Annotated in this window: 29 protein-coding genes; 14 read left to right on the forward strand and 15 right to left on the reverse strand. The window is 64.3% G+C overall.

Annotated elements, in window-relative coordinates; all coding sequences use genetic code 11:
- Nucleotides 1-130: 130 nt before the first annotated feature.
- The 13 genes from EOB36_RS18160 to EOB36_RS18220 all read left to right on the forward strand — a co-directional run bounded on the left by EOB36_RS18160 (nt 131) and on the right by EOB36_RS18220 (nt 8,436).
- On the forward strand, nt 131-1,522 hold the full coding sequence (locus EOB36_RS18160; RefSeq protein WP_128285393.1) for a phage tail sheath subtilisin-like domain-containing protein: 1,392 nt from the start codon (nt 131-133) through the stop codon (nt 1,520-1,522).
- The gene (locus tag EOB36_RS18165) at nt 1,519-2,022 is read left to right on the forward strand and encodes a phage major tail tube protein (protein ID WP_126106027.1); all 504 of its coding nucleotides are present in this window, start codon (nt 1,519-1,521) and stop codon (nt 2,020-2,022) included. The genes EOB36_RS18160 and EOB36_RS18165 overlap by 4 nt, the downstream gene beginning before the upstream one ends.
- 12 nt (nt 2,023-2,034) lie before the next feature.
- A complete protein-coding gene (locus EOB36_RS18170; protein WP_128285394.1) occupies nt 2,035-2,304 on the forward strand; it encodes a phage tail assembly protein in 270 nt (89 codons plus the stop codon).
- A 140-nt stretch (nt 2,305-2,444) separates the two neighbouring features.
- The gene (locus EOB36_RS18180; protein WP_128285396.1) at nt 2,445-4,319 is read left to right on the forward strand and encodes a hypothetical protein; all 1,875 of its coding nucleotides are present in this window, start codon (nt 2,445-2,447) and stop codon (nt 4,317-4,319) included.
- Between the two features lie 4 nt (nt 4,320-4,323).
- Complete coding sequence (locus EOB36_RS18185; protein WP_245467829.1) at nt 4,324-4,716, forward strand: phage tail protein; 393 nt, start codon at nt 4,324-4,326, stop codon at nt 4,714-4,716.
- A 59-nt stretch (nt 4,717-4,775) separates the two neighbouring features.
- On the forward strand, nt 4,776-5,006 hold the full coding sequence (locus tag EOB36_RS18190) for a tail protein X (RefSeq protein WP_281033474.1): 231 nt from the start codon (nt 4,776-4,778) through the stop codon (nt 5,004-5,006).
- A gap of 1 nt (nt 5,007) precedes the next feature.
- Nucleotides 5,008-6,261: a contractile injection system protein, VgrG/Pvc8 family gene (locus EOB36_RS18195; RefSeq protein ID WP_128285397.1), complete on the forward strand. Its 1,254-nt coding sequence runs from the start codon at nt 5,008-5,010 to the stop codon at nt 6,259-6,261.
- 8 nt (nt 6,262-6,269) lie between these two features.
- Complete coding sequence (locus EOB36_RS18200) at nt 6,270-6,515, forward strand: hypothetical protein (protein WP_128285398.1); 246 nt, start codon at nt 6,270-6,272, stop codon at nt 6,513-6,515.
- Nucleotides 6,502-7,086 (forward strand): lysozyme, encoded by a 585-nt coding sequence (locus EOB36_RS18205; RefSeq protein WP_164897547.1) that lies wholly within the window; start codon nt 6,502-6,504, stop codon nt 7,084-7,086. Before EOB36_RS18200 ends, EOB36_RS18205 begins: the two co-directional genes overlap by 14 nt.
- The gene (locus EOB36_RS18210) at nt 7,086-7,448 is read left to right on the forward strand and encodes a hypothetical protein (protein ID WP_128285399.1); all 363 of its coding nucleotides are present in this window, start codon (nt 7,086-7,088) and stop codon (nt 7,446-7,448) included. The genes EOB36_RS18205 and EOB36_RS18210 overlap by 1 nt, the downstream gene beginning before the upstream one ends.
- A 22-nt stretch (nt 7,449-7,470) precedes the next feature.
- Nucleotides 7,471-7,650 (forward strand): hypothetical protein, encoded by a 180-nt coding sequence (locus tag EOB36_RS34420; RefSeq protein ID WP_126106036.1) that lies wholly within the window; start codon nt 7,471-7,473, stop codon nt 7,648-7,650.
- A 1-nt stretch (nt 7,651) separates the two neighbouring features.
- On the forward strand, nt 7,652-7,990 hold the full coding sequence (locus tag EOB36_RS18215; RefSeq protein ID WP_164547174.1) for a DUF1515 family protein: 339 nt from the start codon (nt 7,652-7,654) through the stop codon (nt 7,988-7,990).
- Nucleotides 7,991-8,154: 164 nt separating this feature from the next.
- The gene (locus tag EOB36_RS18220) at nt 8,155-8,436 is read left to right on the forward strand and encodes a hypothetical protein (protein ID WP_126106038.1); all 282 of its coding nucleotides are present in this window, start codon (nt 8,155-8,157) and stop codon (nt 8,434-8,436) included.
- Nucleotides 8,437-8,467: 31 nt separating this feature from the next.
- On the opposite strand, the gene EOB36_RS18225 is transcribed toward EOB36_RS18220, so the two are convergent.
- The 10 genes from EOB36_RS18225 to cbiE all read right to left on the reverse strand — a co-directional run bounded on the left by EOB36_RS18225 (nt 8,468) and on the right by cbiE (nt 17,820).
- Entirely contained in the window at nt 8,468-8,734 is a 267-nt protein-coding gene (locus tag EOB36_RS18225; protein ID WP_126106039.1) for a hypothetical protein, read from the reverse strand.
- A 16-nt stretch (nt 8,735-8,750) separates the two neighbouring features.
- Nucleotides 8,751-9,914, reverse strand: coding sequence for a site-specific integrase (locus EOB36_RS18230; RefSeq protein ID WP_128285401.1), 1,164 nt, complete (start codon nt 9,912-9,914; stop codon nt 8,751-8,753).
- A 1-nt stretch (nt 9,915) separates the two neighbouring features.
- Nucleotides 9,916-11,142, reverse strand: coding sequence for a DNA polymerase III subunit beta (locus EOB36_RS18235; protein ID WP_164547175.1), 1,227 nt, complete (start codon nt 11,140-11,142; stop codon nt 9,916-9,918).
- Between the two features lie 368 nt (nt 11,143-11,510).
- Complete coding sequence (gene cobT / locus EOB36_RS18240; protein ID WP_128285403.1) at nt 11,511-12,521, reverse strand: nicotinate-nucleotide--dimethylbenzimidazole phosphoribosyltransferase; 1,011 nt, start codon at nt 12,519-12,521, stop codon at nt 11,511-11,513.
- A 24-nt stretch (nt 12,522-12,545) separates the two neighbouring features.
- Entirely contained in the window at nt 12,546-13,313 is a 768-nt protein-coding gene (locus EOB36_RS18245; RefSeq protein WP_128285404.1) for an adenosylcobinamide-GDP ribazoletransferase, read from the reverse strand.
- Nucleotides 13,310-14,623: a cobyrinate a,c-diamide synthase gene (locus tag EOB36_RS18250; protein WP_128285405.1), complete on the reverse strand. Its 1,314-nt coding sequence runs from the start codon at nt 14,621-14,623 to the stop codon at nt 13,310-13,312. Before EOB36_RS18250 ends, EOB36_RS18245 begins: the two co-directional genes overlap by 4 nt.
- Nucleotides 14,620-15,438, reverse strand: coding sequence for a uroporphyrinogen-III C-methyltransferase (gene cobA, locus EOB36_RS18255; RefSeq protein ID WP_128285406.1), 819 nt, complete (start codon nt 15,436-15,438; stop codon nt 14,620-14,622). The genes EOB36_RS18250 and cobA overlap by 4 nt, the downstream gene beginning before the upstream one ends.
- A complete protein-coding gene (gene cobM / locus EOB36_RS18260) occupies nt 15,435-16,199 on the reverse strand; it encodes a precorrin-4 C(11)-methyltransferase (protein ID WP_128285407.1) in 765 nt (254 codons plus the stop codon). Before cobM ends, cobA begins: the two co-directional genes overlap by 4 nt.
- On the reverse strand, nt 16,196-16,582 hold the full coding sequence (locus tag EOB36_RS18265; RefSeq protein ID WP_126106047.1) for a cobalamin biosynthesis protein: 387 nt from the start codon (nt 16,580-16,582) through the stop codon (nt 16,196-16,198). Before EOB36_RS18265 ends, cobM begins: the two co-directional genes overlap by 4 nt.
- Complete coding sequence (cbiE, locus tag EOB36_RS18270) at nt 16,579-17,820, reverse strand: precorrin-6y C5,15-methyltransferase (decarboxylating) subunit CbiE (protein WP_128285408.1); 1,242 nt, start codon at nt 17,818-17,820, stop codon at nt 16,579-16,581. Before cbiE ends, EOB36_RS18265 begins: the two co-directional genes overlap by 4 nt.
- Before the next feature lies 1 nt (nt 17,821).
- Between cbiE and EOB36_RS18275 the strand changes: the two genes are divergently transcribed.
- The gene (locus tag EOB36_RS18275; RefSeq protein ID WP_128285409.1) at nt 17,822-18,589 is read left to right on the forward strand and encodes a cobalt-precorrin-6A reductase; all 768 of its coding nucleotides are present in this window, start codon (nt 17,822-17,824) and stop codon (nt 18,587-18,589) included.
- On the opposite strand, the gene EOB36_RS18280 is transcribed toward EOB36_RS18275, so the two are convergent.
- The 5 genes from EOB36_RS18280 to EOB36_RS18300 all read right to left on the reverse strand — a co-directional run.
- Nucleotides 18,553-19,317, reverse strand: coding sequence for a precorrin-3B C(17)-methyltransferase (locus EOB36_RS18280; protein WP_128285410.1), 765 nt, complete (start codon nt 19,315-19,317; stop codon nt 18,553-18,555). The genes EOB36_RS18275 and EOB36_RS18280 overlap by 37 nt on opposite strands.
- A complete protein-coding gene (locus tag EOB36_RS18285; RefSeq protein WP_128285411.1) occupies nt 19,314-20,075 on the reverse strand; it encodes a precorrin-2 C(20)-methyltransferase in 762 nt (253 codons plus the stop codon). Before EOB36_RS18285 ends, EOB36_RS18280 begins: the two co-directional genes overlap by 4 nt.
- The gene (locus EOB36_RS18290; RefSeq protein WP_095483489.1) at nt 20,072-20,713 is read right to left on the reverse strand and encodes a precorrin-8X methylmutase; all 642 of its coding nucleotides are present in this window, start codon (nt 20,711-20,713) and stop codon (nt 20,072-20,074) included. The genes EOB36_RS18285 and EOB36_RS18290 overlap by 4 nt, the downstream gene beginning before the upstream one ends.
- Before the next feature lie 2 nt (nt 20,714-20,715).
- The gene (gene cobG, locus EOB36_RS18295) at nt 20,716-22,185 is read right to left on the reverse strand and encodes a precorrin-3B synthase (RefSeq protein ID WP_095483429.1); all 1,470 of its coding nucleotides are present in this window, start codon (nt 22,183-22,185) and stop codon (nt 20,716-20,718) included.
- On the reverse strand, nt 22,182-24,813 hold a 2,632-nt coding region (locus EOB36_RS18300), incomplete at its 5' end, for a cobaltochelatase subunit CobN (protein ID WP_164897548.1). The genes cobG and EOB36_RS18300, both read right to left, overlap by 4 nt.

The raw sequence follows: 24,813 nt of genomic DNA on the forward strand, positions 1-24,813 counted from the left end.
GATCCTCTCTTGTCATTGCGGCATGCGGAAGAGCTTTGCAAGTCTCAAGCTCCGTCCGAGTCCCGCATTCTTCGTTTGCGAAACGTCAACGCGCGCCTATAGCAAATCCTGACATCGGAGATTTGCAAATATGCCCGGCTTCCTTCACGGCGTTGAACTCATCGAGATCGATGACGGGCCGCGCCCGATCCGCACTGTCCGTTCCTCGGTCATTTTCATCGTCGGCACCGCACCGGACGCGGACCCGCTGGTCTACCCGCTTCTGACTCCTGTCCTCATCGCGGGAAGCCGTGGCGAGGCCGCAAAGCTGGACGTATCGGTTGGGGCGACCCGCCTCGGCACCTTGCCTAATGCGGTCGACCTCATCCTTGACCAGATCGGCGCCGTCATCGTGGTTTGCCGGGTCGAGGAAGGCGAAGACGACGGCGAAACCCTGGCGAACATCCTTGATGGTGTTCACATCGCCATGGACTCGCAGTCCGCCGTTGGCGTCACCCCACGCATTCTTATCGCGCCAGGGTTCACCGGGGAACGCCCGCTCGGCGTCACCGGCCACGGCGCCATTACTCCCGGCGCGACCGGCACCAATGGTACCTTCCCGCTCGCCTTCATCGGCGGCACCGGCAGCGGCGCCGCTGGCACGTTTACGGTTGCCGGCGGCGCGCTTACCGCTATCGCCATCACCTCGGCGGGCCGCTACACGGTGGCCCCGACCTTCTCTTTCGCGGCTTCGGCCAATCTTGCCGGCGCCGCCGCATCCGTCACCCTCGGCGCCACAGCAAACGCTGTTGTCGCCGAATTGATCGGTATCGCGGAACGCCTCAAAGCCGTCATCATCGCGGACGGCCCGAACAGCACGGACGCCGCCGCGCTCACCTATGCGGACGACTTCGGCTCCAAGCGGGTCTATGTGGTTGACCCCTACGTGAAGGTTGCGCGCGGCGCCAACGTGGTCAATGAGCCCGCTTCGTCCGCCGTTGCCGGGCTCATCGCCAAGATCGACAATGACCGCGGATTCTGGTGGTCGCCGTCAAACCAGAATATCAACGGTATCGTCGGCACCGCTCGCGCCATCGACTTCGCCCTGGGTGATTTCAATAGCCGCGCCAACCTCCTCAATGAGGGCAACGTCGCCACCATAATCCGCGAGGATGGTTACCGCCTTTGGGGCAACCGCACGCTTTCCAGCGACGCGAAATTCGCCTTCCTGTCCGTGGTGCGCACGGCGGATATCATCAACGACTCCATCCTTCGCGCCCATCTTTGGGCCGTGGATCGCAACATCACGAAGACCTATATCGATGATGTTGAAGAGTCCGTGAACGCCTACATTCGCAGCCTTGTCGCGATGGGCGCGCTTATCGGCGGCCGATGCTACGCCGACCCGGACCTGAATTCGCCGGCCTCGATATCCGAGGGCAAGGTGTGGTTCAACATCGATTTCACGCCGCCCTATCCGGCCGAGCACGTCATCTTCCGGTCGCGCATCGTCAACGATTTCCTTGAGGATCTTGTCATATGACCGCTGCCCTTCCGCGCCAGCTAAAGGCGTTCAATCTCTATCTCGACGGCGGCTCCTTTGCGGGCCGCTGCGATTCCATAACGCTGCCGACGATCACGCTGCTTACCGAAGAGCACCGAGCCGGCGGCATGGACGCGCCGAAGAAACTGGAAATGGGCATGGAGGCGATGACCGCAACCATCATCCTTTCCGACTACGACCCCGCCATCATCAGCCTTATCGGCGTCGACAACATTCCGCTTACCGCTCGCGGTGCCGTGCAGGCGCAAGGCAAGAACGCCGAGGCCGCCGTTGTGAACATGCGCGGACTCCTAGCGGTGACCGAATTCAGCGAATGGAAGCCGGGCACCAAGTCGACCAAGACGCTCACCTACGAACTCGATTACTTCCGCTACCGCCAGGCCGACGTCGAGTACGTGGAAATTGACATCATCAACATGGTTCGCCGCATCGGCGGCGTCGATCAGCTTGCGACGCAGCGCAACGCCATCGGCCTTTAAGAAAGTCCGTCAATGACCGATATTCGCAAACAAATCAGGCATCCGCTGGTCGAGTCAATCGACCTTGAGGGTCGCGAGGTCAAGGAAGCCGTCTTGCGCCGCATCAAGGGCAAAGACATTCGCGGCATGGACCGACAGGAATCGGACATCGACAAAACGGCGTTCATCATCTGCCAGCTTGCGGGATGGCCGCCCGAGGCCTTCGACCTTCTGGATGCCGAAGACATCGACGCGCTCGGCAAGATCATTGAGGGTTTTATGGGGAGGCGGAAGCGGGCGTAACGCTCGAGTCCGTCTCTGCCCTCATGGCGGACATCGCCACCGTCTTCCATTGGCCGCCGTCCGAAATGTGGGAAATGGATCTTTCGGAACTCGTCATGTGGCGCAAGCTCGCCGCCGAGCGCGCAAGGGCGAAAACGTAAATGGCCGGGAAGCCTGTAGCAGAAGCCGCCGTAAGGCTATCGCTGATTGACCGCATCAGCGGGCCGATTAAGCGGTTGCAGGCGCGCCTTGCGGCTCTTAGCTCCCGTCTTGGCTTCGACCGCATCGGCGCGTCCGTGGGGCGCCTCGGCAGGGCCATAGGCGGCCTTGGTGACGGCCTGGCGCGAACGACCGGCCGCCTTTCTTCATTCGTCGGACTCCTCGGCCTTGGCGGTGCTGGCGCCGTCGCTGGCGCCTATGCGCTGGCGAAGAGTGCGTCGGACCTCGGCAGCGAGATCGGCGAAGCTTCGTTCAAGCTCGGCATCGGCGTCGAGGCGCTGCAGGAATACCGCTTCGCTGCCAAAATGAGCGGCATCGAATCCGAGTCCCTGACCAAGGGAATTCAAAAACTCGGGATCAATGCGTCTGCCGCGTCTCGCGGGAACAAGGCGCTTGCGAAGGACTTCAAATCACTCGGCGTTGTCCTCAAGGGGCCGAACAAACAGCTTCGTTCAACCGAGGACATTCTAAACGACACGATGACGGCGCTTACCCGCGTCAAAGATCCGCTTCGCCGAAATGAGCTAGCGTTCAAGCTCTTCGGGAAGTCCGGCGTTGATATGGTCAAGATGCTGTCGGATGGCGCAGACGGACTCGCCGAATTGCGGGCCGAGGCTCGGCGCACCGGCAGCGTCATGAGCGCTCGCGCGGCGGCGGCGGCCGATGAATTCGGCGACAACCTCGACGCGCTGCTAGTCCGGGTGAACGGGCTCAAGCTGTTTCTCGGCGTCCAGCTTTTGCCGGTCATGAACGAATTGATCGAAACCACCACGAAGTGGTTTGACGCGAACGCAACCTTGGTCCGGTCCACTATCTCGGATTGGGTGAATACGTTTGCGGGCGTGCTTCGTGACCTCATGAATCCGGCGTCGGATATCCGGCAGGAAATCAGCCGCATCGCCGAAAACTTTACGGCCTTCCTGGACGCCATCAAGCCCGTTGTGGACTTCCTCGGCGGGCCGATGCAGACCGTTTTAATCGTGCTCGGGACATGGACGGCGGCGCCGCTCATCACCGCCCTAACGGCCGTTGGCGCCGCCTTTGTGACCCTTGGCATAACCATCATGGCGACCCCTGTCGGATGGTTCCTTGCCGCCGTGGCGGCCATCGCTGGCGCCGCATACCTGATCTATCAGAATTGGGATTCCATCGCGAAGTTCTTCGGCGAGTTTTGGGATTATGTCACCGGCCTGTTTTCGTCTGCCGTGGCCTACATCCAATCGATTCCCGGCAAGCTCTATGACGTTGGGGCCGCGATGGTGGACTCCATCTGGCAAGGTCTGAAATCGAAGTGGGGCGAGGTTGTCGCGTGGTTGAAAGGAGCCGTTGCCGACCTCATTGGCTGGCTTCCCGAAAGCATCAAATCTCGGCTCGGGTTTGATCTCACCACGGTATCGCCGAATGCGGCGGCGGGCGATGCCGGCGCCAGGGTTGGCGGGATGGTGAAAAAGCCGCCAGCGGAACAGCGGCCAGCGGCGGCGCCAGCGTTCGCCCCGAGCGTCAGGCCCATGGAAAACGTGACCGCCGGGTTTACGGCGGCCTGGCGCGACCTCATGAAACCGATTGGGGACCTCGGAAAAGCGACCGAGAGGACGGACAAGGTCGAGGCTGGCACCGTCACCACGAACAGCTTTGTGATGCCGGAACCGCTGATCGCCCATGAGCCGCAGACCGTCAACGCGCCGTTCAACGTTGGCGGTGTCACCGTCAACGTGCAGGGCATGACGCCGGCCGAGGCGCAAGGCATGGTCACGCGCGCGCTCGGCGCGGCGGCGGCGCAGCACTCGGCCAACCTCCAATCAAGCCTGTCGGATTGATGCGATGTCGATAATGATGGGTCTTGGTCCGTTTCGTTTCAGCCTGTCCACCGCCGCCTATCAGGCGCTTGAACGAAGCGATGAATATAGGTGGGTTTCCCAGGACAGAATCGGCCGTCACCCCGCCATGCAGTTCATCGGCGCCGGCCATACATCGTTCCTCTTGAGCGGCACGATCTACCCGGCCTTTCGCGGCGGGCTCGGGCAATTGAACGCCATGAGGGCCATTGCCTCGCTTGGTCAACCGAACATGCTGGTTTCCGGTCTTGGCCGGATTTTCGGATTGTTCGTGATCCTTGGTGTCGATGAAACGCAAACGTTCTTTCTGGACAACGGCGCGCCCCGAAAACAGGAATTCAATATTGACCTCAAAAGCTATGGGCCAGATGGCGGATAAGCCAGCTTTCCCGGATCGTGGGTACGACCGGCGGCTCGGGTCGAGTACAGTGTTTGCCAATTGCAAACAGGTGGCTTGTGGACCTTTACCGCGCCAAAGACGGCGACATGGTCGATGAAATTTGTTGGCGCTTCTATGAGAAGGGCCAGCAACCGCTTGCTGTCGAACGCGTGTACGAAGCAAACCCCGGCTTGGCGCGCCTCGGGCCGGTACTCTCGGCCGGAACTCTGGTCAATCTGCCGGAACTTCCGCGCCCGGAAGCTACGCCAATAATTCGGATTTGGGGTTGATATGACCCCGTTCGCTTCCTTCTCATCCGATGGCAAAGACATCACCGGCGGGCTCGCCGACCGGCTCTTGTCGGTGGAGTGCCATGACGAGGCGGAAGACAAGTCCGACCGGGTCACGATAGAACTAGACGACCGCGCCAGGTGGAGCGACGGAGCCGTAGCGGCGATGCCGCTTATCGGCTCGACCGTCACCGTGACCCTCGGCTATCGCGAAGGCGAAGCGGTCACCTTCGGCCCTTACCTTATCGATGACCTCGACGTTTCTTCGCCGCCTCGGGTGCTGAAAGTCACAGGCAGATCTGCAGCGATGCCGAAGTCGTTCCGGACGCCCAAGACCAAGAGCTATCATCAAAAGACGCTCGGCGCGATCATGTCGGAAATCGCTGGCCGGAACGGATACGAGGCCAAGATTGACCCCGCGTTGTCCGGCATCGTCATGCGCCATATTGACCAGCGCAACGAGTCGGACATGTCCTTTGCGACCCGCCTCGCCGCCGGGCATGACGCCGTTGCGCGCCCCGTGGCGGGCAAGCTCGCAGTGGCGAAGCGCGGCACCGCCAAGGCGGTTACCGGCGAAGCCCTCGCAACGGTTACGCTTGTCGAGGCGGATTGCTCCACCTTCTCATTCAAGTATTCCGCCCGTGACGAAGCGGGCGAGGCCGGCGGCCTTGACGGTGGTGGCTCCACCGCACAAGGCGCCGCCGGGGCCGCTGGCAACACCGCCGCCGAGCAAGCCGAAGGCGATTACATCATTGATACCCCGGACGACGCGGGAACCGATGCCAAGGGCGGCGTGCGTGCCTTCTGGACGGATCTTCGCAGCGGCGAGCTTAAAGAGGCCACGACCGGCGAAGAGCCGTTCCATGACCTCCGTTACACCTATCACAACGAAGCCGAGGCACAGGCCGCCGCTGAGTCGTATGGCAACAAGAGCGCGCGCGGCAAAGCTTCATTCTCTTGCACCATCGGCGGCCGTCCATCGGTCCAGGCCGAGGCCAAGCTAATCCTGTCCAGCTTCCGGCCGTACATTCCGGCGGAATGGCGCATCAAGAGCGCGACTCATACCTACTCGGCCAGCGGCGCCTACACGACCGCGATTGACGCCGAACTGTTCGCCGAGGCGCAAGCCGATGTCCCGGCCGGCGTCAAGAAAACCACGCCAACCGACGACGACAAGATCGACCCGGACGCCCCGGCGGAACCGGTGGAATCCACGCCGCCGACCGATGGTTTCATTATCGATGTTCCGAGCTAGGGCGCGCCATGAAGCTCATCAGCAATTGGCGAAAAGTGGTCTGCCGCGCTTGGTCGTTCCGCCTCAACGTCGCCGCTGTATTCGCCGCTGTGCTCGGCGCCATCGATACCGCGTGGCCGTTTTTCTTCGGCTACCTGCCGATCCCGGCCCCGGTGTTCGGATTGCTCGCCGGCCTGTTTTCAGTCGCGGCGGCTATCGCCCGCCTCATTCCTCAAGAAACCGTTTCAGGGAAACCCTCAGATGCCAATCAATAAGATCAAGTCTAGCAACCGCGCACGCAACGCAATTGCCGCCGTCATGGCGGTCGCGACCCTTGTCGGCGGCCGTTACATGGTTGCGAAGCCCGAGCCAATTCCGGCGGCGGTGCGGCTCGCCGTCGACGCCGCAATCATCCCGTGGGAAGGCCTGGTGCTCAAGTCACATTGGGACCGGTACGCGAAGATCTACGACATCTGCTACGGCGAAACCAAAGGCATCGGCCCCGGCATGACGAGGACGAAAGCCGAGTGCTATGACATGCTGATCTCGCGCGTAACCAACGACTATTATAAGCCGTTGACGAAGTGCATCACCGGTTTCGATAGCAAGCCGATCAGCCTTCAAGCCACGCTCATTTCCGGCGCCTATAATTTCGGGGTCGGCGCCGCCTGCAAATCATCGGCGGCACGCTTCACTCGCGCGAACAAATACCGCGAGGCGTGCGAAGCGCAGACCGCTTTCAACCGGGCCGGTGGGCAAGTAGTCAAAGGCCTCATCAATCGCCGCGAAATGGGTGACGCCCAACGTATCGGCGAGGCCGAGCTTTGCGTGTCGGGGATTCGCTGATGCAAATCAAGCTCATCATCGCTGGCCTCGTCGCGCTCGCCTTCCTCGGGCTCTTTAGTGCGGCGGCCGTCTATCGCGGCAACGCCATCAAGGCCGAGGCGGAAACCGCTCGGCTGCAAGGCAATCTCGACAAGGCGGTGGACGCAAACAAGGTGAGCGTTGACACCATAGACCGGATGCAAAAGCAGGATGCCGCCAACGACAAGATTGCGGCGGACCTAGCCTTGAAGCTTGCCGCCGCGAACACCGCATTAATCGAAACAACCACGGCTCGGGCCGACCTGAAAGGCAAAGATGAAAACGTCCGCTCTTATCTCGACGCTCCTGTCCCTGACAGTTTGCGCCGGCTGTACGACCACTAGCCCGCCGGTTGTGGTCAAGACTGTGACGGTTCGGGAGAAGGTGCCGGCGTATCTGATTCAGCCGTGCCCGAAGCGCTGGCACAAAAAGGGCGGCCCCGAGAAAACAGAAGATTGGATCGTGCGCGGCGACGTCAACGGCGCCGGGCTCGATACGTGCTCGGGCCAGGTTGATGGCGTCCGCGAATGGAATGCAGGGCTCTAGCATGGCGCAAACCTCCGTCGAGCGCACGCTTGGTATCTTGCTAGCCAAGGTCGAGGGCATCGAAAAGAGCATTGCGGACGGCGACAAACATCGCGCCGTAGTGCATCGCCGCGTTGACGAGGTCGTTGAAAGCATCGGCGAGCTAAGCGTCGAAGTCGCCGCCATGAAGGGCGATGTCAAGGACTCCAAAGCGATCACCGACGAGGTGAAGCAATGGAAGCAACGCGGGATCGGTGCGCTGTTCGTGTCTGGCATAGCTGGAACGGCCCTCGGCGGCGTCGCCGTTGGGTTCCTCGCCTATTGGTGGGAAGCGATCATGCGCGTTGTACGCGCCGCTTAGAAAGCGGGTCTAGGCCTAAAACTAGTGAGCAGTGGGACTCGGGAGCAGCGGCGTGCTCTCCCCCGCCATATCAATCGATTTTATCCGACGTGTCACATCCGCGTGATCTAGCGGCGCCCAATAAAACCGACTAAGGGGGAGCGCGGGTTTGGGGGAAAATTCTCGTGAATAGCCAAAAAGACGCAGAGCGTATCCGTGCCGAAATGTTGATCGCACAGGCGATATACGACGCCATTTGCGAGATGAACGGATCTTCGTACAGGCAAGACAAAGCACCTTTGCGGTGGGATACTTCGTCAGGCCAACCATTGAGCCTGATGAGTATTGACGGCTTTTTCGAATTGCGGGAACTCGCCCGGCGCATAGCATCGAAGATCGACACGCCTGCGCTCATCAGTCTCAAAAGCCTCACCGCGCGGCCGTCAAAAAAGATTGACTTTCACTAGGGTAGATTTGCCATCGGAAGCGGATTGACCACTACGCCGCTTTCTTAGGATATTCTATGATCCTGGCTGGCAAGTGAGCCCGAGCCGAAACCGGCAGCATCAAATACATGCGCAGGAATTGTATCGCATAGAACGGCGGGGCGCCGCTGTCCTTCCGCGCGGTAAGCCAGCGATTCACTTGAACCGGTGTCTTGCCGAGCAAGCCGGCAAGCTGTTTCTGTTCAAGCCCCGATTTCTCAAAGAGCAATTCGAATTCGCGCTGGTCGTCGGCTGCAGTGTTCATGCGCTGAATATACATTGTGCATAGTTTCCATTCAACGCCGCAATACCGCAACCTTGCCGCCGCCGGTCATAATTTCCTTGACCGATTCCGCAGCGGTGTCCGCCATCTTTTGAGCGGCGCCGGTGAGCAGGAAGGCGTAACGCTTGGTGGTTTGCGGGTCCATATGCCCGAGCAAGTTCCCGACGTGAGATAGCTCGAGTCCGCCCGATAGGCCGGCGGATGCGAAGAACCGCCGCAGATCATGGCGCACCAAGTTTTCGGTGATGTTCGCGGCGGCCATAAGCCGTTTCCATGGGTGCGTGACGTTCACCATATGGCGGCCGTGTAGCCTGCCGCAGATGATGTACGGGTTGCGCCGCAGGCGCGGAATGTCCCTCAAGACATCGCGGGCGAGGGCGGACAGCGGAAGGATCTTTATGCCGCTTTTCGAGTCCGGCAAATGGAGCCCATCCGGTTTCACCCAATCCCAACGCGCGTGCATGATTTCGGTTAGGCGGGCGCCGGTGAAGCATAGAAGTTCCACTAGGCCGACGAAGTGCGGGTCGTTCTCGCGCATCGCATTGAGGGCGATCAATAGCCGGATAGCCTCATCAGCTTGCGGCAACCGTTTTCGCTTCCGTTCCTTGTACCGCTCGACATGCACCGGGTTGGACTTGCGGGGCCGCCAGCCCCATTTTTCGGCCAGATTGAACGCCTTGTGCAGGCACGCCGCGACCCGGTTCGCTTGGTTCGGCGTCGCCCTCATCTTGTGGTGCAATGCCTCGATATGAGACTCCGCGACGTCCGCCACCGCCATGTCGGGGCCGAGGTGAGGGATGATGTGATTGACATAGAGCGCGGCGACGTCATCGGCCCACGATTTCTTGTTCTTGGTCGCGGAATGGCGTTCCGCGTGCCATTCGCGCAATTGATCGATGGTGGGCCGACTCGCGGCCGTTGCCTTTTCCCCGGCGGGGTCTTCGCCCTTGGCAACCCGCGCCAAAACGTCTTTCGCATTGGTGCGGGCAGCGGTGAGGGTGACGAAGCGGACGTCGCCGATTTTGTAGGCGCGTTGTTTTCCGGTCTTGGTCCTATAGGAGAGGTAATAGACGGCCTTGGTCGCGAGGTAGCGAAGCCGAAGGCCTGGCACCTTCGGGTCGTTCCATGCCGTGCCAGGGGCGCCCGAGGCGGCCGGCCGGTCCTTTTCCTCGGCCATACTACACGCGCATAGGCATGAGCACGGCAAACTCGCCGGCAGGGCCGCCCGAAACGTTCACCATGAGCGGGTCGCCCGAGCCGGTGAAGCCAAGCCGAATCCGCTTCGCCCCGAAGGCCTTTGCCATGTCCGCGAAATAACGGCTGTTCACGCCGAACGCGTCGACGCCCTCGGGCGTCTCACCACGGAAGACGGCGGACACCTCGCCAAACTCGGGGTTGTTTGCAGAAACAGACATGCCGCCCTCGCAGGGTTTCACCTTGACGGCAACTCCCCGCTCCCGCCTCACGCCGCCCGAGGCGCGGTGAAGCCTTCCGATCTTGCCGGCGTCCAGTTCGAATTCCTTAAACGGACCTTTGGGGACGACCCGCCGCCAGTCGGGGAAGGTGCCGTCGATCAACTTTGTTCGAATAACAGTGTCGCCGAAACTCAATTCAGCTTTCATGTCATCAACGGAAAGCACGACCTCTTTACCGGCGGCGAGGTGTGCGACCGCCTTAATCGCGGCGCGGGGGATGATGACGGTCGGCCGGCCCACGATATTGGCGGTCGTCTTCGTCTGGCGCGAGCCGAGGCGGTGGCCGTCCGTAGCTATGGCCCGCAACATGCCGTCATCGTCAACGCCGAATTCGAAGGCGACGCCGTTGAGATAGTACCTTGTTTCCTCGGTCGACACGAAAGGCAAGGTGAGGCCGAGAAGCCATGACATAACGCCTTCGGCGAGCGGGATGCGGCGGAAGCCGGCGTCGGAAAATTTCGGGCCGGTGAGGCGCGGCGCCTCGTCGGCAGGCATCGGGATTATGGCGGCGCTGAAATCGCCACAGGTGAAGGTGACGCGTTCGTCGGTGGCCGCCTTTCGAATCTCTACGACCTCGCCATCGGCGCCGTTCATGAAGGCCGCCAGGGTGCGCAGCGGCACCGCGAACGCGTCGCCAGAACCAAAAGAGGAAAGAGCCGGCAGTGTCGTTTCAATCGCCATGTCGATATCGAACAGCGAGACGCCGAGGCGTTGTGCGGGGGCATCCATGGAAATGGTGACGCATCCGAGAATCGGAATTGTGTTCCGGGGCTCGCTGTATGGCATGAGGGCCGACAGCGCGCGACGGAACGGGGCGGCGTCCACGTCCACGGAAAAGGCGGGGCCTGCCTTGGCGGCCTTGGCAGCGGCCTTGCCGCCCGATTTCGAGGCGGTAGCTTCGTCGGTATGGGCGTGGGTATGTTCAAGCATGGCGGTCCTCATTGATCTTTTGCAAACATCGGTATGCATCATGAATACGAATGCGTTTGCGTTTTGTCAACGTCTGCCAACACATTGCCATCAAAATATTGGCAGCGGGTGCAAATAGGTGATATCGGATGAGTTATGAAAAGCGCGGAAACGATACGCTTTGAGGCCGTTCGGGCACGGCTGGAATGGCTGGCGCGATAACTCTTAATCAGCGGGTCACAGGTTCGATCCCTGTCGCACCCACCAAAGATTTCAAAGACTTAGGTGGCAATGCCCTGGAACAGGGTGAGAACGTGAGGCGGTAAAATGCCGTCTCACGCCCCGTGTCGAGCCGATGCGTGTGTCGCCTCTCACGAGTTTGCGAACATTTACTTCTCCGAAACACCAGCCTCCGCAAAACTTGCCATGCGGGCGTGGCATTCGAGTGCCGAGCGGACGATGTTGACGGCGAGGCAGGCGCCTGAGCCTTCGCCGAGCCGCATGCCGAGGTCGAGCAGCGGCGGCAGGCCGAGCGCCTCGAGCAGGCGGCGGTGGCCGGATTCGGCAGAGACATGCGCGGCGAGCGCGTGGGCGAGGCCGGCAGGGTGCAATTTCGCCAGCGGTGCGGCGGCGGCGGTGCAGACGAAGCCATCGAGCAGCACCGGCACGCCTAAATGGCGCGCGGCCAGCGTCGCGCCAAAGATGGCGGCGAGTTCGCGCCCGCCAAGGGCGGCTGCGATCTTCAGCGGGTCGGCAAGCGCCTCGGCATGTCGCTTGAGGCCGGCCTCTATGGCGGTGATCTTGCGTATAAGGCCGGCATCGTCGACGCCGGTGCCGCGCCCGGTCCATTTTTCCGCGCCGCCGCCAAACAGGGCGGCCGAAATGGCAGCCGCCGGCGTGGTGTTGCCGATGCCCATTTCACCGAAACAGACGAGATCGAGGTCTTTCGTCACCGCGCCGTAGCCGGCCGAGACGGCGGCGAGGAAGGCCTCGTCGTCCATCGCCGGCACTTGCGTGAAATCGCCGGTCGGACGATCGAGATCCAGCGGAATGACATCGAGTTCGGCACCTGCGATGCGGGCGAGCTGGTTGATGGCAGCACCGCCGCCGGCGAAATTCGCCACCATCTGCACGGTGACCTCCGACGGGAAGGCGGACACGCCCTGTGCGGTGACGCCGTGGTTGCCGGCGAATACGAAGACTTTGACGCGGTCGAGCTGCGGCATGTCGCGGCCTTGCCAGCGGGCCAGCCAGGCGGCGATGCTCTCCAATCGGCCAAGACTGCCTTGCGGCTTGGTCAGCGTGTCCTGGCGGCGGGCAACGGCACTGGCCGCGGCGTCGCTGCCCGAAGGCAGATCGAGGCAGGTCGCGCGCAGTTCATCGAGCGATTTGAAAGGCATGGGGGCAAAGTCTCCGAAACAGAGTCAGGAAAGGCAAACGGAAGCGACGAGCAGGACTGCGATTTCGCCAAGCTGCTGCAGGGCGCCGACCGTATCGCCGGTCTGGCCGCCGATCTGGTTGCGGCACAGCTCGCGGAAGGCGGCAAACAACAGGCCGAGCAGGATGAGCGCGGCGACCGCGCCACCGAACCCTAGCGCCAGCAGCGCCACGGCGCCGAGCACGGCACCGGCAATGGCGGTTTCGGCCGACACCATGCCTGCGTCGGCCGAGAGCCCGTCGCTGCGCGCCGCCGGCAATAGATGCATGAAAGCGCCGAACAAGCCGCGCGAAGCGGCATGCGCGGCGATGAGGGCCAAGAACACGTAGACGGTGCCAGCGAAACCCGAAAGCACGCTCCAGCGGATCAGCAGCGAGATGCCGAGCGCGCAGGCGCCATAGGCGCCAATACGGCTGTCGCGCATGATCTCCAGTTTTTTCTCGCGCGTCTTGCCGCCGCCAAAACCGTCGGCGACATCCGAAAGCCCGTCTTCGTGTATGCAGCCGGTGGCGAGCAAGGTTGCGGCAAGGGCAAGTGCCGCTCCCGGGCCGGCGGCAAGGCCGAGCCATGAGCCGACAGCATAGACAAGCGCACCGATGACCGCGACGCCGAGGCCGGCGACGGGCGCTGCCCAGATCGCAGCCGCAAGGCTGCGGTCCCGAAAATCGACGACCGGCAGTGGCAGCCGGGTGAAGAAGACGAGGCAGAGCGCGATGTCGTCGAGGGCTTGCCGGGGTGAGGGGACGACCGTCATTCGCCTCTCGCAATGGCATGGAAGAACGTGCCGCTGACATGGCCGCGCCGATAGCCGGAGGCGCCGAGCGGATTGCCCTGGCCATCAGCGAGGTCGGCCAGCGGTTCGTCATTGCCGGTCGCGGTCATCTGCGCATAGTGGAATTCGTGGCCGCGGATCAGCGTGCCTTGGGCTCCCAGCGGGCAATCGGCCCGCAGCCGCGCCTCGCGGTAGCCGAGATTCATCTTGCGTTTGGCGAAGCTGGTCGAGTGGCCGAGCAGACCGAGCATCTTGTATGTCTCGCCCTCGGCGTCTTCCAGTGCTTCACCCAGAACCATGAAGCCGCCGCACTCGCCATGCACCGGTTTCGTTGCCGAAAAGGCCACGATGCCTGCCCTGAAATTCGCGGCGCCGGCGAGGCGGCCGGCATGAAGCTCGGGATAGCCGCCGGGCAGCCAGCAGACGTCGCAACTGTCGCTGGGCGCTTGGTCGGCGAGCGGCGAGAAGGGGACGATTTCCGCCCCGGCCTTGCGCCAATGCGTGGCGACATGCGGATAGAGGAAAGTGAAAGCGGCGTCCTGCGCCAATGCGATGCGCTGGCCGGGCGGCGGCAGCGCATCGCCGAAACTGCCGGGAGCGGGCGCCAATGGCGCCGCCAGCGCCATGATGGCGTCGAGGTCGAGCGATCTTTCGACCATGTCAGCCAGCCGGTCGAGATGCACTATCAAATTCTCATATTCGCCGGCCTGGACGAGGCCAAGATGGCGCTCCGGCAGGTTTAGCGCCGGGTCGCGCAATATGGCGCCGACGACTGGCAGGCCGAGCGCCTCGATGGCGTCGCTGCAGAGACGGCGGTGACGTTCGCTGCCCAGCCGGTTGAGCACGACGCCGGCCATGCGGACATCGGGGTCGTAGGTAGCAAAACCCTTGGCGACGGCTGCCGCGGTGGTCGACTGCCCGGAAACGTCGAGCACCAGCAGCACCGGCAGGCCATAGAGCCGGGCGAGGTCGGCAGCGGAGCCGGAGCGTCCTGCCGGCGCCGGAATGCCGTCGAACAGGCCCATGGCGCTTTCGAGGAAGATGAAATCGGCATCTTCAGTTGCGTCACCGGCCAGTGCGTTGAGCAAGGCAGGCGGCATCGCCCAGCTGTCGAGATTGACGCCGGAAAGGCCTGTCGCGGCGGTGTGGAAGCCGGGGTCGATATAGTCGGGGCCGGATTTGGCGCCGCGCACTTTAAGGCCGCGCCGGGCGAGCGCGCGCAAAATGCCGATGGTGACGCTGGTCTTGCCCGAGCCGGAGCGCGGCGCGCCGATGATGATCGCGCGGGTCATGGCTCGCCCGCCAATGCCGCGCGCATCGCAACGATGCCGCCGACGACGATCAGCGCCGGTGAGGTCAACCCGGCTGCAGCCGCTTCCTCGGCGATGGTGGCGAGCGTGGCGACAACGATGCGCTCCTGCGGCGTTGTTGCGGCGACGATCACCGCGGCGGGCGTCGACGGCGGCAGGCCACCCTTGAGCAGGGAGGCCGTGATAATAGGCAGATTGGCCATGCCCATATAGATGACAACCGGCTGGCCGGTGCGGGCGATGGCCGCCCAGTCGAGATCGTCATCGGTGCCGGCAGCGTGGCCGGTTGCCAGGATCACCGCCTTGTTGATGCCGCGCATGGTCGCCGGGATGCCGGCACCGGCAAGCGCGCTGAGGCCCGAGGTCAGGCCGGACAGGACACGGAACGGAATGTTCTCGCGCGCCAGCGCCAGCGCCTCTTCGCCGCCGCGACCGAAAATATAGGGGTCGCCGCCTTTCAGCCTGACGACGCGCCGGCCTTCGTGCGCCAGCCGGACCAGCAGAGCGGTGATGTCGTCCTGCTTCATCGACGGCTGGCCGCCGCGCTTGCCGGCGTAGAAAAGCTCGGCACTCGCCGCCACTGCCACGACATCGGGAGACACCAGCGCGTCGTAAACGAGGGCATCGCACTGCCCAAGTGCCGCCAGCACTTCCAGCGTCAGGCAGCCGGGATCGCCGGGGCCGGCGCCGGCCAGCCAGACATGACCCGGCTCCAGCTGGCGCGGCTTGAAGTTCAGCCGGGCCAAAGCCTGTTCGATTGTGGTATTTCCGCCTCTGTTTCCGGTGCCGTCGTTCACAGTCCATCCCGTCCGCGAAAACGCCGCTGATAGTGGGCGTCGTAAAGTGAACTCTCGCCAAAGCCTTCGGCTGCCAGCGAGCGGCCGACGAAGATGATCGCCGTGCGTTCCATCGGATCGGCGGCCAACTGCGCCTCGATCGTCGCCAGCGTGCCGGTCAGCACGCGCTCGTCCGGCCAGGAGGCGCGGAAGACGACCGCCACCGGGCAATCGGCGCCATAGAATGGCGTCAGTTCGGCGACGACGCGGTCGATGGCGTGGATGGCAAGATGAATGGCCAGCGTCGCACCAGTGCGGCCGAAACCGGCCAGGGTTTCGCCGGGCGGCATTTTTGACGCACGGCCGGAGATACGGGTCAGCACCAGGCTCTGCGCGACCTCGGGAATGGTCAGTTCGCGGCGCAGCGCTGCCGCGGCGGCGGCGAAGGAAGGCACGCCCGGCGTCAGCGTGTAGGCGATGCCGTGCTTCTCCAGCCGGCGGATCTGCTCGGCGACGGCGCTCCACACCGAGAGATCACCGGAATGCAGGCGGGCGACATCGTGGCCGGCCTGGTGAGCTGCCAGGTACTCGGTTTCGATCTCGTCGAGCGACATCGGCGCGGTGTCGATCAATTTCGTGCCGGGCGCGCAATGCTGCAACAGGTCCGGCGCGACGATCGAGCCGGCATAGAGGCAGACCGGGCAGTTTGCCAGCAGCCTGCTGCCGCGCAAGGTGATGAGGTCGGCCGCGCCAGGACCGGCGCCGATGAAATGGACCGTCATGCCGCGTCTCCGCTGATGGCGATGGCGCAGGTGACCGGGCCAAGCACAATGCGCGGCCCAAGCAGTTTCGCGTCTTTTCCGGCAGCGGCAAGCGCGGAGGCTTCGGAAACCGACGGCGTGCCGGCACGCTCCTGCGACAGGCTCGAGCGGCTGATTGCGCGCGACGACGCGGCCTTGAGCGCATCGTCCTCGACAATGATCACGGGCAGGGCGAGCTCGCGCCCGGCAGAGAAGATTGCCCGCTCGTTCTGCTTCAGAGAAGCAGTTGCGAGCGCCGAAAGCGCCGTCATCGCCAGCCCGTGCGCTTCCAGCGCGGTTTCAATGACGGCAAGCACATCCCTTGCACTGACGCCCTTGCGGCTACCGATGCCCGCGACCATCATGGCTTGACCCAGCTCCATTGGGTGACCGGCATAGCTGGCCGCCAGGCTTGCATCGAGCCGACAGGTGACACGCGCGATAGCGCGATGCGGGTGAGATCGCCACCGAGCGCAGTGTGACGAGCGAGAAGCAGCGCCTCCATCTCCAGCGTCACCGCATTGGCAACCAGCCGGCCGCCAACGCGCAGCGCCTTGATGGCCGCGGCCAGCACGCCGGTATCGCTACCGCCGCCGCCGATGAAGATCGCATCGGGCGTGTCTAGCTTGGCAAGCGCCTTGGGTGCAGAGCCTTCGACCACGAGAAGGCCAGGCACGCCGCAGTGTGAAGCGTTGCGGCGGATGCGGGCGGCGCGGGCCGGATCGGCCTCGACGGCAATGGCGCGCATCGAGGGATGGGCCAGCATCCATTCGATGCCGACCGAACCGGAGCCGGCGCCGATATCCCACAGCAACTCGCCGCGCCTGGGGGCGAGGGCGGACAGGGTAATGGCGCGGATCTCGCGTTTGGTGATTTGGCCGTCATGCTCGAACAGATGATCGGCAAGGCCCGATGTCAGCGGCAAGATGCGTGCCTCCGAAGTTGAGTCAACTTCGATTGCCAGCACGTTGAGTGGATTGATCTTTTCAAGGTCGAAGGCGTCGGCTCGCGCCGAACGCAGCCTTTCGTTCGGGCCGCCCAGCGCCTCCAGGATTGTCAGCCGAGAAGGGCCGAAGTCGAGCTCGGTCAACAGGCGTGCAATCGCTGCCGGCGCATCGCCGTCCGAGGTCAGCGCGAGGATGCGGCTGCCGGGGTGAAGCAGCGGCCGGATCAGGTCGAGCGAGCGGCCGTGCAGCGAAATGGTCTCGATATCCTGCAGCGCCCAGCCGAGGCGGGCGGCAGCCAGCGACATGGCCGAAGGTGCGGGGATGACGCGCATCTCCTCCGCCGCCACCTTACGGGTGAGGGTGACGCCGACACCGTGGAAGAACGGATCGCCCGAGGCCAGCACGCAGACCTTTTTGCCCGCAAGCGCCAGCACGTCGCGCATCCCAGCATCGAAAGGGGTCGGCCAAGGGCGTGCTTCGCCTTTGGCGAAAGACGCGACAAGGGCAAGGTGACGCGTGCCGCCGAAGACGAATTCGGCCTCGGCGATCAACCGCTTGGCCTCGTCACCGAGACCCGCTACACCGTCCTCGCCGATGCCGACGATTGTTAGCCATCTTGAGTTGAGCTTGGCGCCGCGCGGACCCTCAGCAGGCATGATGACCCACCGCATTCTGATCCTCGGCGGAACAACCGAAGCCCGGCAACTGGCGGGAAAGCTGGCCGCGCGCACCGATGTGTCGCTCACGCTGTCGCTGGCCGGCCGCACTGAAAGCCCGGTGGCGCAGGGCGTGCCGACGAGGGTGGGTGGTTTCGGCGGCGCCCATGGGTTGACGGCATATCTCCGCGAGACCCGCATCGACTTGCTGGTCGATGCCACGCATCCCTATGCGGCTCAAATCTCCGCCAATGCCGCGGAGGCGGCGCACGAGGCCGGCGTGCCGATCATTGCGCTGAGGCGCCCAGGCTGGGAGCCAGCCGAAGGTGATCGATGGACGCTGGTCGACAGAGTTGTCGGCGCGGTGACGGCGCTGGGATCGGCTCCACGCTGTGTCTTCCTGGCGCTCGGACGGCAGGAGGTTGCCGCCTTCGAGGCCGCACCCCAGCATCACTATCTGATCCGCAGCGTCGATCCGGTCGAACCAAGACTCGCTGTACCCGACGCGACCTATCTCTTGGCGCGCGGGCCGTTCCGGGAAGCGGACGAACATGCGCTGCTTCGCGACCACCACATCGATGTCGTCGTGTCCAAGAACAGTGGCGGCGAGGCGACCTACGGCAAGATCGCGGCGGCGCGGGCGCTTGGCATCGAGGTGGTCATGATCCGCAGGCCAGCGCTGCCGGACGTTGCGTCGGCTGAGACCGTCGAAGCTCTTGCCGCGATGGTCGATCATTTTCTTGGGCCCGCTGCCGATCGCGGCGTGTAGACCAGCGCCGGCTTTTCGCCGCGCTTGATGATCCTGGTCTCAGGCGAGCCGATGATGATGCAGGTCGCCATATCGGCCTTTTCCGCATCGGCGTCGGCCAGCAGAAAAACCTCGATGCGCTCGTCGGGACGGCCGGCGGCACGGCCGAAGATCACCGGCGTGGTGCCGGGCAGGATCGCTGTGAGGCATTCGAAGGCGCGGCCAAGCTGCCAGGGGCGCGCCTTGCTGATTGGATTGTAGAGCGCGATGACGAAACCGGCGCCGGCCGCCGCCAGCAGGCGCAGCTCGATCAGCTCCCAGGGCTTCAGATTGTCGGACAGCGAGATGGCGCAGAAATCATGGCCGAGCGGCGCGCCAATGCGCGCAGCTACCGCAAGCATGGCGGTGATGCCGGGCAGCATTGCGACATCGACGGCACGCCATTCGGCCGGTCCGGCCTCGATCGCCTCGCAGACGGCGGCCGCCATGGCAAAGACGCCAGGGTCGCCGCCCGAGACGACGGCGACATCGTGGCCTTGCGCAGCCTTTGCCAGCGCGTCGTTGGCGCGGGACAGCTCCTCACGATTGTCAGAGGCGACGCGGGTCTGGTCCGGGCGCAGGTCGAGCCGATCGAGATACGGCTTGTAGCCGTAGAAGAATTTCGCCTCCGCCACGGCGCGGCTCGCTTCCGGCGTCACCTGGTCGGCATTGCCGGGCCCAAGGCCGATGACGGTCAGGCGGCCGCTCATGCCCCGGCCTCCATCAATGCTTCGCGACGGCCGGACCAGCCAGCCACCAGCACGATGGCGAAATAGGGTGCCTTGTCGTCCTGCTTGTCGGCCAGCCGCATCGAGATGCCGCCCGGCATGGTGCCGCGCTCGACATAGACGGCACGCGCCAGCTTGCCGGTCGCCTCCAGCGCGCGCCTGATCTTGGGCAGGTTGCGGCCGACCTTCATGATGACGGCGGCATCGGTATCGGCGAGGCGGCGCGTCAGCTCGAATTCGCTCATTGTGCCCGGCAGCACGGTCAGCACGTCGTCGCCCTGGACGATCGGCGTTCCGGTCGCCGACCAGCAGCCGGACATGGCGGTGACGCCGGGAATGACTTCGGTTGGGAAGCGGTGCGCCAGCCTGACATGTAGATGCATGTAGGAGCCGTAGAACAGCGGGTCGCCTTCCGAAAGCACGGCGACCATTCTGCCGGCGCTGAGGTGCTCAGCGACCTTCTCGGCCGACTCTTCGTAGAAATCCGTTATCTGCGACCGGTATTCGCTGTGATCCTTGTCGATTTCGGTGGTCACGGGATAGAGCAGCGGCAACTCTATCAAATCGGGACGAAAATGGGCGCCGACGATGGCGCGCGCATTGCTGTTGTTGCCGCGCTTGGCAAAATGCGCGACCACGTCGGCCTCGGCCAGCGCGCGCACGGCTTTGAGCGTCAGCAGTTCGGGGTCGCCGGGACCGGTGCCGACGCCAATGAGCCTACCTTTTGCAATCGCGTTCACAGACCCGGCCTCGCCAGTGCGTTGAGTGCTGCGGCGGTCATGGCGCTGCCGCCCAATCTGCCGCGCACGATCGCGTAGGGCACGCCATAGGAATTCTCGGCCAGCGCGTCCTTCGATTCGGCAGCACCGACAAAGCCGACCGGCATGCCGATGATAACAGCCGGTTTCGGCGCGCCGTCGCGCAGCCTTTCCAGCAGGTAGAAAAGTGCTGTCGGCGCATTGCCGATGGCGACGACCGAACCTGCCATGCGCTCGCCCCACAGGTCGATGGCCGCGGCCGAGCGGGTGTTGCCGATCCTTTTCGCGATGTCGGAGGTTTGCGGGTCGCGCAGCGTGCAGATCACCTCGTTGCCGGCCGGCAGCCGCGCGCGCGTCACACCGTGCGAGACCATCTCGGCGTCGCAGAAGATCGGCGCGCCGGCCGCCAGCGCCGTGCGCGCGGCGGCTACAAAATCCTCTGAAAAAACGAAGTGCCTGCTGGCCTCGACCTGTCCGCAGGCATGGATCATGCGAATGGCGACATCGGCCTCGGCGTTGGAAAACCGCGATAGGTCGGCCTCGGCACGAATGATGGCGAAGGAGCGCTCATAGATCGCCGTGCCGTCATGGATATAGTCGTAGGCGATGTGGGCGGGCATGCTCATTCCTGTCGGTAAGTTTCGATGATTTCGGCCGCGCCAAGCCTTGCCAGGCAAATGGCGGCGGTTTCACCTCGAAGTCGTGTGCCGCGGATCGCAGCCGCAATGCGGCCAACGCCGCGCGCGGCGTCATAGCCTGGCCTGTATCCGGCGGGAAGGGCCTTCGCCGTCCCGTCCACGACAAGTCCGGCCCCGTTTTCGCCGCCGACCAGTGTCAGCGCCGCCGGGCCGGGATGCGCGCAGCCCTTGGCGCAGCCGGAAATGTGCAGCGTGAAGGAGGAATCGAGGATGTCACCATCTTCCGCTGCGATGGTCTCGGCGATATCGCGGGTGGCGATCCGGCCGGAGGCACAGGCCGGAGCTCCAGGGCAAGCGGCGATCCTGGTGCGCGGATCGGTGGGGTTGGTGACGAAGCCTAGGGTGGCGGCGGCGTGCTGAAGTGAGTGGCAGGCGGTCGGGGAGAGGCCGAGGAAAAGCAGCGCGCGTTGTGGCGCGAGGCGGATTTGGGTTGCGCCAAGGGCGAGGGCGCTCTGCGAGAGGTCGATGATCTTCTCTGCCGGCATGCTGCCGAAGGGCAGGCCGATGCCGAGGGCGATGCTGGTGGCAGCCAGATCGAAAATTCCGATTGGCTGGCGTTCCTTCGCGCCCCCCTCTGTCTTGCCGGACATCTCCCCCACTTGGGGGGAGATTGCGCCCTCATCTCCGCTTTCGCCAATCGCCAAAGATGCCGAGGGGGAGCCGCCGGCGAAGCTGCCGATCTCCCCCCAAGTGGGGGAGATGTCCGGCAGGACAGAGGGGGGCGCGAAGGAATGCCAGCTTGCGAGGGATATTAACTGCCTTTCCGTCAAATCCCGTGCATGGGCTTCGCGGCCTTTTTCGGCGATCATCCTGAGCATCGCGACTGCAATATCGCGCGCCGCATCGTCTTCCACCGTAACGAGCGGCTTCGCATTCTGCCCATCACCCGCGACAGCCACCTGCCACTTGATTCCCGCATTGGTGCGCGTTGCAACGAGCCGCACGTCGGCGGTAACCGCATCCATTGTCAGCCGTCCGCCGCCGTCGACAATCACCGAGACCTTCGGGCCAAGGCGCTGTGCCAGCCCAGCTTCATCAATTGCCGCCCGAATCCGCTCCGCCAGCGGGCGCGGATCGACGATCTCCTTGGTGTCGAGCCCTGCCAGTGGACCGGTCTCGACCGGCACGCCGGTGCGCACGGCAATGCCAAGTGCATCGACCTCCACCGCCAGCAGCCGCGCGCTTGCCGGCGTCAGGCCGCGTATCTGCAGGCTGCCGCGTGCGGTCACTTCCATGATGCCGTTGCCGTGCCGCAAGGCGGATTCACCGAGTCCGATCAAGGCTTTCGGCAAGAGTCCTCCAGCGACCGGGTTGAGCCGCACCAAAAGGCCGTCACCGGTCTGCATCGGCGCCGACAAAGCGGGGCAGGCGCCGCGTCGGGAGAAGGCGTTCATGCCGCCACCCCCAGCGCCTGGGCCTCGGCGATCAGTGTGGCGAGATCGTCATCGATGGAATTGCGCAGCGGATGCCAGAGACCGCGCCGCCGTGCCGACAGCAAACGCTCGGCGATGACCTTCGCCGCCGCCGGATTCTCGCGCAGGATGAACGCCCGGACAATGGGGTCGCCGAGATAGGCGTCGTGCACGGCCTCGATCAGCGCGCCCGGTATGGCATAGGTGGTCTCGGCAAAGCCGACGAGACGGTCGACCGTCTCGGCGAATTCCGAGGCACCGCGCGGCCCGTGCCGCATCTGGCCGGCAATGAAGCGCGGGTTGACCGCGCGCGCCCGCACGACCCGTGACACGGCTTCTCCAACCGAGCGCGGCTTCGGCTTTTGCGGATCGGTGGTGTCGAGCACGATGACATCGGCGTTCTTGCCGAGTGCGGCTAGCGCCGCCGAAAAACCGCCGATGAAGGCGACGTCGGCGGAGCCTTCGAGGATGTCGCGGCCGGGGTCGTCTCCGGTATGGACGAGAAGGTCCGCCTCGGCGATACGATCCTCGAAGGCGCCGGGCGCCGAAATCCCTTCGCCCTCTGCGCCGCCATAGGCATGCGAGGTGGCGTCGAGGTAGGCGCGGCCGATTTCTTCGCGCGCGGCCCAGTCGCCGCTCGACAGCAAATCCTCGACGCCGGCGCCGTAGGTGCCGGGCGAGGTGCCGAAAATGCGTGGGCTGATCTTCCCGTCTGCGCGGGTCCTTGCGGCGAGCGGGTTCTCCGACGCGTCCTCGTCGCGGGTAGCGACGGCGTTGGCGGCAGCGTCGATCAACGCGATCTGGGTCGGGAACATGTCGCGGAACAGGCCCGATATGCGCCAGGTGACGTCGACGCGTGGCCGGCCAAGCGTGGCCGGCGGCAGCACCTCGATGCCGGTGACGCGACCGGTGGCGGAATCCCATTGCGGCCGGCAGCCCATCAGCGCCAGGCCTTGCGCGATCTCCTCGCCGCCGGTGCGCAGCGAGGCCGAGCCCCAGAGATCGATGACCAGCGAGCGCGGCCAGTCGCCATGCGATTGCATGTAGCTGCGCAGGACCTCGTCGGAGGCCGCCCTGCCGAGATCGAAGGATGTCGGCGTCGGCATGGTGCGTGGATCGGCGGTGAACAGATTACGGCCGGTCGGCAGCACATCGCGCCGGCCACGCGCGGGTGCACCGGCCGGACCGGCCGCGACATGGCGGCCATCGAGGGCCGCGAGGAGTGCGGCCTTCTCGGCCGCCGCACTCTGTTCACGCTGCGGATCGGCCTCGTCCTCGGCTGAGCGGCCAAAGATGTGAAGGCCGTCCTTGATGGCGAAATCCTTGAGGTCGCAGAGCCAAGCGTCGATGCGGCGCAGCGCTTCGTCGGGCGCGTCGGTTTTGGCAACGCCGGCCTCGGAAGCAAGGCCGGTCTTTTGCGCGGTTTCGACGATCAACTTCGCCAGGCGATCGCGGCGGCGGCGGTCGAGCCCGTCGGCCTGGGCATATTCGTCGACCAGCCGCTCAAGCTGGTGTTGGCTCTCATCGAGCCCGGCGCCGGTCAGCGGCGGCGGCAAATGGCCGAGGGTGACGGCGGCAATGCGCCGCTTGGCCTGTGCTGCCTCTCCCGGGTTGGAAACGATGAAGGGATAGATAACGGGCAGGGGACCGGTGACGATCTCAGGAAAACAGGTTTCGCTGAGCGCAACGGTCTTGCCGGGCAGCCATTCCAGCGTGCCATGGGCGCCGACATGGACGAGGGCATGGATACCGAGCGATTTGCGCAGCCAGAGACCGAAGGCGATCAGCGCATGGCGCGGCGGCAATGTCGGGTCGTGATAGTCGGCGCGGCGATCGGCAGAACGCCCGCGATCGGGGGCGAGGGCTACAGTGATGTTGCCGAAGGTGGCGGCGCGGAAGGGGAATTTGGCGACGGTCAGTTGTGGACGTTGGCGATCCTTCACGCCCCCCTCTGTCCTGCCGGACATCTCCCCCACTTGGGGGGAGATCGGCAGTTTTGCTGTCCCGCCTCTTTTTGCAACGTTGGTCGTGGGCGAGACTGTCGGCGAAGGGGCAATCTCCCCCCAAGTGGGGGAGATGTCCGGCAGGACAGAGGGGGGCAACGTAGAGGGGTGACGTTGAGATTCGGCCGTTACCGGATCGGTTGCCGGTTGACCCCAAGCCGCCTCTACAGCCTTTCGCGCTTCTGCAGGCAATTCCGTGGAGAAGGCCAGATAGTCCTCCAGCCCCAACCCTTCGCCACCGCGCTCCAACTCATCCAGCAACTCACGCGGGGTTTGCGGAATCCCTTCAACGGCATAGCCCTGTTCGCTCAGGTCATGCAGCATCGCCAGCACGCTGGACGGCACGTCGAGGCCGACGGCGTAGCCGGTGCGGCCGGGGGCGCTCGGATAGTCGGGAATCAGGACGGCGAGCTTGCGCTGTCCGCGCGGCGTCTGCTGCAGGCGGATGAAGGCTTCGACACGGTTCGCCACCTGCGCCACGCGGTCCGGCTCCGGCCGGTTGGCGAAGGCGCGAAAAGCCAGTGCCGGGTCGGTTTCGCTTTCGCCCTTGAAGGAAATGGCGCCGGCGAGGATGCGGCCGTCGAGCTCGGGCAGCACGACATGCATG

The organism is Mesorhizobium sp. M6A.T.Cr.TU.017.01.1.1, from assembly GCF_004023115.1.
Lineage (GTDB): Bacteria > Pseudomonadota > Alphaproteobacteria > Rhizobiales > Rhizobiaceae > Mesorhizobium > Mesorhizobium mediterraneum.